This window comes from Arthrobacter sp. H41 (assembly GCF_000520535.1).
In the GTDB taxonomy this organism is placed as follows: Bacteria; Actinomycetota; Actinomycetes; order Actinomycetales; family Micrococcaceae; genus Arthrobacter_D.
This window is the reverse complement of the sequence record NZ_KI914826.1, coordinates 1-4,183: the sequence shown is the minus strand read 5'-3', so window position 1 is coordinate 4,183 and position 4,183 is coordinate 1. Positions and strand designations below refer to the sequence as shown.

At 66.8% G+C, this 4,183-nt stretch carries 4 protein-coding genes; 2 read left to right on the top strand and 2 right to left on the bottom strand.

Going from position 1 to position 4,183, the window contains the following annotated elements; genetic code table 11:
• Positions 1-32: 32 nt before the first annotated feature.
• Positions 33-2,198 carry an MMPL family transporter gene (locus Y705_RS0114300; protein ID WP_253908637.1) on the bottom strand — a complete coding sequence of 722 codons (2,166 nt, stop codon included), beginning with the start codon at positions 2,196-2,198 and terminating at the stop codon, positions 33-35.
• A 110-nt stretch (positions 2,199-2,308) separates the two neighbouring features.
• Between Y705_RS0114300 and Y705_RS20235 the strand changes: the two genes are divergently transcribed.
• Together Y705_RS20235 and Y705_RS0114290 are read left to right on the top strand one after the other, a co-directional pair.
• Positions 2,309-2,815 (top strand): MarR family winged helix-turn-helix transcriptional regulator, encoded by a 507-nt coding sequence (locus Y705_RS20235; RefSeq protein WP_049822813.1) that lies wholly within the window; start codon positions 2,309-2,311, stop codon positions 2,813-2,815.
• Between the two features lie 43 nt (positions 2,816-2,858).
• Positions 2,859-3,656 (top strand): methyltransferase domain-containing protein, encoded by a 798-nt coding sequence (locus Y705_RS0114290; RefSeq protein ID WP_026533349.1) that lies wholly within the window; start codon positions 2,859-2,861, stop codon positions 3,654-3,656.
• A 205-nt stretch (positions 3,657-3,861) separates the two neighbouring features.
• Here Y705_RS0114290 and Y705_RS0114285 read toward each other — a convergent pair.
• On the bottom strand, positions 3,862-4,183 hold a 322-nt coding region (locus tag Y705_RS0114285), incomplete at its 5' end, for an LGFP repeat-containing protein (RefSeq protein WP_026533348.1).

Below are 4,183 nucleotides of genomic sequence, written 5' to 3'. Positions count from 1 at the left end.
TGCTATTCCGGGGGTGAAGCAGCCATAGCCGCTTAATCAGCGGGGGGCGCCCGGTGCCTCCCCGAAGGCCTCGACGATTCCGATCCTCTCGCCAGCTTCGACGGCCACCAGATGGCCGGTCCGATGTCGTAGGCGAGCGCCGGAATCAGCAGCGACCGCACGAGCACCGTATCCAGCAGCACACCGAACGCCACGATGAACGCGATCTGCGCAAGGAACAGGATCGGGATGATGCCGAGTGCCGCGAACGTCGCGGCAAGCACCACGCCGGCTGAGGTGATGACCCCGCCGGTCACGCCCAGCCCGCGAAGGATCCCGGGGCGCGTGCCGATCCGCAATGACTCCTCACGCACCCTCGTCATGAGGAAGATGTTGTAGTCGACCCCCAGCGCCACCAGGAACACGAAACCGAACAGCGGTACCGAGGCGTCCGCTCCCTCGAAACCGAGCAGGTTGTTGAATACCAGCGCCGACGCCCCCAGCGCCGTCCCATAGGACAGGACCACGCTCAGGATCAACAGCACAGGTGCGACGACGGCACGCAGCAGCAGCATCAGCACCACCAGGATGACGGCGAGCACGATCGGAATGATCTTGCCGAGGTCCGCGAGCGCGGTGTCATTGGTGTCCACCGCAACGGCGGTCACCCCGCCCACGAGGGCGTCGGGGCTGGCGTCGTCGAGCGCGGTTCGCAGACTGCGCACCACGTCCTCGGCCCGGTCCGAGTCGGCCTGGTATTCCAAGGTCCCGCTGATGAGCACGCGACCCTGCTCGACGACGGCGCCCCCGGCCGGATCCGTGGTCAGCGTGGCCTCCGAGATGCCGGGCTCCGCACCGACGATCCCCAGGACGGCCTCGCGGTCCGCTTTGGGGGCGACGACGGCGACAGGGCTGCCCGCGCCGGCATCGAAATGCCGCGCAAGCGCATCCTGGCCATCCACAGCATTCGACGGCGCGAGGATCAGGGCCGATTGCGGCACGCCGCTGGCCTGCAGTTGGGTGAGCCCGAGGGTTCCCGCGGCGAGCACCAGCACTGACGCGATCCAGAGAACGCGCGGCCGACGCGAGATCAGCACGGCGATCCGCTTCCACAGCCCGCGCAACTGCTCCGTTCCCGGAACGGCGGTAACGGCCGCAGACGGGGCGGATTCCGCAACGGACGTGGCCGGCACTGGATGAACCTTGGGCCGCAGTGGCCAGAAGGCGCCACGGCCGAAGATCAGGAGCAGGGCCGGGAGGAGCGTCAATGCGGCGGCGAGCGAGAACACGATGCCGATGGCCGCGATGGGGCCGAGGCTCCGGTTGGAATTGAGGTCCGAGAAGAGCAGGCAGAGCAGGCCGAGGATCACGGTGGCGCCGGAGGCCGCAATGGGCTCCACCGAGCCGCGATAGGCCACCTTCATGGCCTCCCATTTCGACTCGTGCTCGCCGAGGGCCTCCCGGAAACGTGCCACCAGCAGCAGCGCGTAGTCCGTCGCCGCTCCGATCACCAGGATGGAAAGGATGCCCTGGCTCTGGCCGCTCAGCTGGATCCAGTCCCAGGACGCGAAGGCGAAGACCAGCAGGATGGACGTGGCCAGCGCGAAGACCGAGGTCAGGAGCACGAGGAAGGGCAGCACCACCGAACGGTAGACGGCCAGGAGGATCAGGAAGACCGCCCCCAGCGCCACTCCCAGCAGGATGCCGTCGATCCCACCGAAGGCACTGACGAGGTCGGCCGTGAAACCGGCGGGCCCTGTCACATACCCGACGGCGCCGTCGGGCAGTTGCTCTGTCAGCACGGAGCGCAGCTCCGCGACGACTTCGCCGAGCTCGGCATCCGACGCGACGAAGGCGATGTACTGGACCGCCCGGCGGTCGTCGGAGGGGATGGGGCCGGCAACCGCAGGGGCACCAGCCGCTGGGGGCTCAAGGCCCTCGACATCCCCGAGCGCGCGCGCCACCTCTTCATAGGAGGGCAGCTCCTGCGGGGTGATTTCTCCGTCGGATTCAGCCACGATCACCGCGGGTACCGCGTCGGACTTCCGGAACTGCTCCTGCAGCTCCCCTGCTTCGGTCGATTCCGCGCTTGCCGGCAGGAATGACGCCTGGTCGTTGCTGGAGACCGTGTCGAGCTTGCCGAAGGTCGGCCCGCCGAACCCGGCAGCGATGAGCCAGATCAGAACGACGACGAGGGGGAGCAGTATCCGCAACCACATGGCTTTCACGATATCCGTGCCTTCCGAAAATTTATCTCTATTGATGACTATATCGATCATGGAGATAATTGGGAAAGGGCCTAAAGTTGTCCTGAAACGAGGTGCCTTCCATGTCCAGTACGAACCGAGCTACGCTGATGGACCTGATGCGCCAGTTCACTACCGAAACCGACCGTTACATCGAGGCGGCGAGCGCCAGGGACGCGCTGTACCGGACGGATCTCAACGCCCTCGGGATCATGATGGGCGCTGCCCGCGCCGGTTCCACTGTCACGCCCGGCATGCTGCGTGAGGAACTGAACCTGAGCTCTCCCGCCACCACCGCCCTGGTGGATCGACTCGACACCGCGGGCCATGTGACCCGCACCCGCAGCGCTGTGGACCGGCGCCAGGTGCACCTCGAGCTCACGGAGAAAGCGCGGATCACCGGCGGCAAACTGTTCGCCCCGCTCGCACAGCACATCAACACCGCGCTGGATGAGTTCGACGACGCCGAGCTCGCCCTCCTTGCGCGGATGATGCAGCGCATGACCGAGGCCACGATCGCCGCGAAAAGCGATGCCGGGAGTGGCGGCTCCGCGACAAGTGGCGTGGAGAAGGATGGCACCGGCATATGACGGATGAGCGGGCTGGAGCCTCGATCCCGGGTTAATCTCGATCATGAGCGAAGACGTCTACTCCCACGGCCACCATCCGAGCGTGACGAACATGCACGCAACCCGCACGGTTCAGGACTCAGCCGCGTACCTCATGCCACACCTCACCCCCGGGATGGAGGTGCTCGACGTCGGCTGCGGTCCGGGCAGCATCACGGCGGGCTTCGCGGCCCTCGTGGCCCCGGGAACGGTGACCGGCATCGACCGCTCGGCCGACGTCGTGGCGCAGGCCTCCGCTGCGAACGCCTCCGTCCGGAATGCCGTCTTCACCGAGGGCAACATCTACGACCTCGATTTCCCCGACGAGACGTTCGACGTCGTTCATGCCCACCAGGTGCTCCAGCACCTGACCGATCCCGTGGCGGCACTTCGGGAGATGCGCAGGGTGGTCCGGCCCGGCGGTGTCGTGGCAGTACGCGACGCCGATTTCCACGCCATGACCTGGTTCCCGTCCTCCCCTGCACTCGACGAGTGGATGGAGCTGTACCAGCGGATCGCGCGGGGCAACAATGCCGAGCCCGACGCCGGCCGGCACCTGCTCTCCTGGATCCTGGAGGCCGGCTTCACCGAGACGGAGGTCTCAACGTCGAGCTGGATCTATGCCACGGAGGAACGCCGACGGTTCCACGCCGAGTCCTGGGCCGAGCGGGTGCTGCACTCCGGTTTCGCCGAGCAGGCCCTTGAGCGCGGCCTCGCCGAGCGGAAGGACCTCGAGCGGCTGGCCGAGGGCTGGCGGACCTGGGGAACAGCGCCCGACGGCGTCTTCCTCCTTCCCAGCGTGGAGGTGCTGGCGCGGGCATGACCCGGGCGGCCGGCAAGCGCCACGGTGCGCAGTCCTGCAGATACCGGCGGTGGACGAACAGGCTCCGGTTCCCAGGAGTTGCTGCAGTACTCCGGAAGCGGGAGGAACACCAGACCGTTTCTCCGGTGCCCTATTAAAATTAAGCCAGCAGGTCAGGCCCCGCTCGTGCGCGGCCTGACCTGCTGTTGATCGATCCCCCTGTGCCCTAGCTCAGGAACGTACCCCTGCTGAGGGAGAAGTTGATCGTGCCTCCCTGGAACCGCTGGAAACATCCGCCGTCCGGGAGACCACAGGTCTCGCCCGTGAGCGGGTACCCGAAAGCTCCGTTCTCGGCCCCCATGCTCCGCCACCGGGCACCGATGGCCCCGAATGTCGGGTGAGCTCCCGTAGTCGGTGACCAGAGAATGTCGCCGCCCTGGAACTTCTGGTAACACCCACCATCCTTCAACCCACAGATCTCACCCGTCATCGGATACCCCAGGACTCCGTTCTCGAAGCCCATGCTCCGCCACCGCGCACCGATACCG

Excerpts from the sequence above, each read along its gene's own strand:
- Y705_RS0114300 (WP_253908637.1), bottom strand. The coding sequence starts at position 2,198 with ATGTGGTTGCGGATACTGCTCCCCCTCGTCGTCGTTCTGATCTGGCTC.
- Y705_RS20235 (WP_049822813.1), top strand. The coding sequence starts at position 2,309 with ATGTCCAGTACGAACCGAGCTACGCTGATGGACCTGATGCGCCAGTTC.
- Y705_RS0114290 (WP_026533349.1), top strand. The coding sequence starts at position 2,859 with ATGAGCGAAGACGTCTACTCCCACGGCCACCATCCGAGCGTGACGAAC.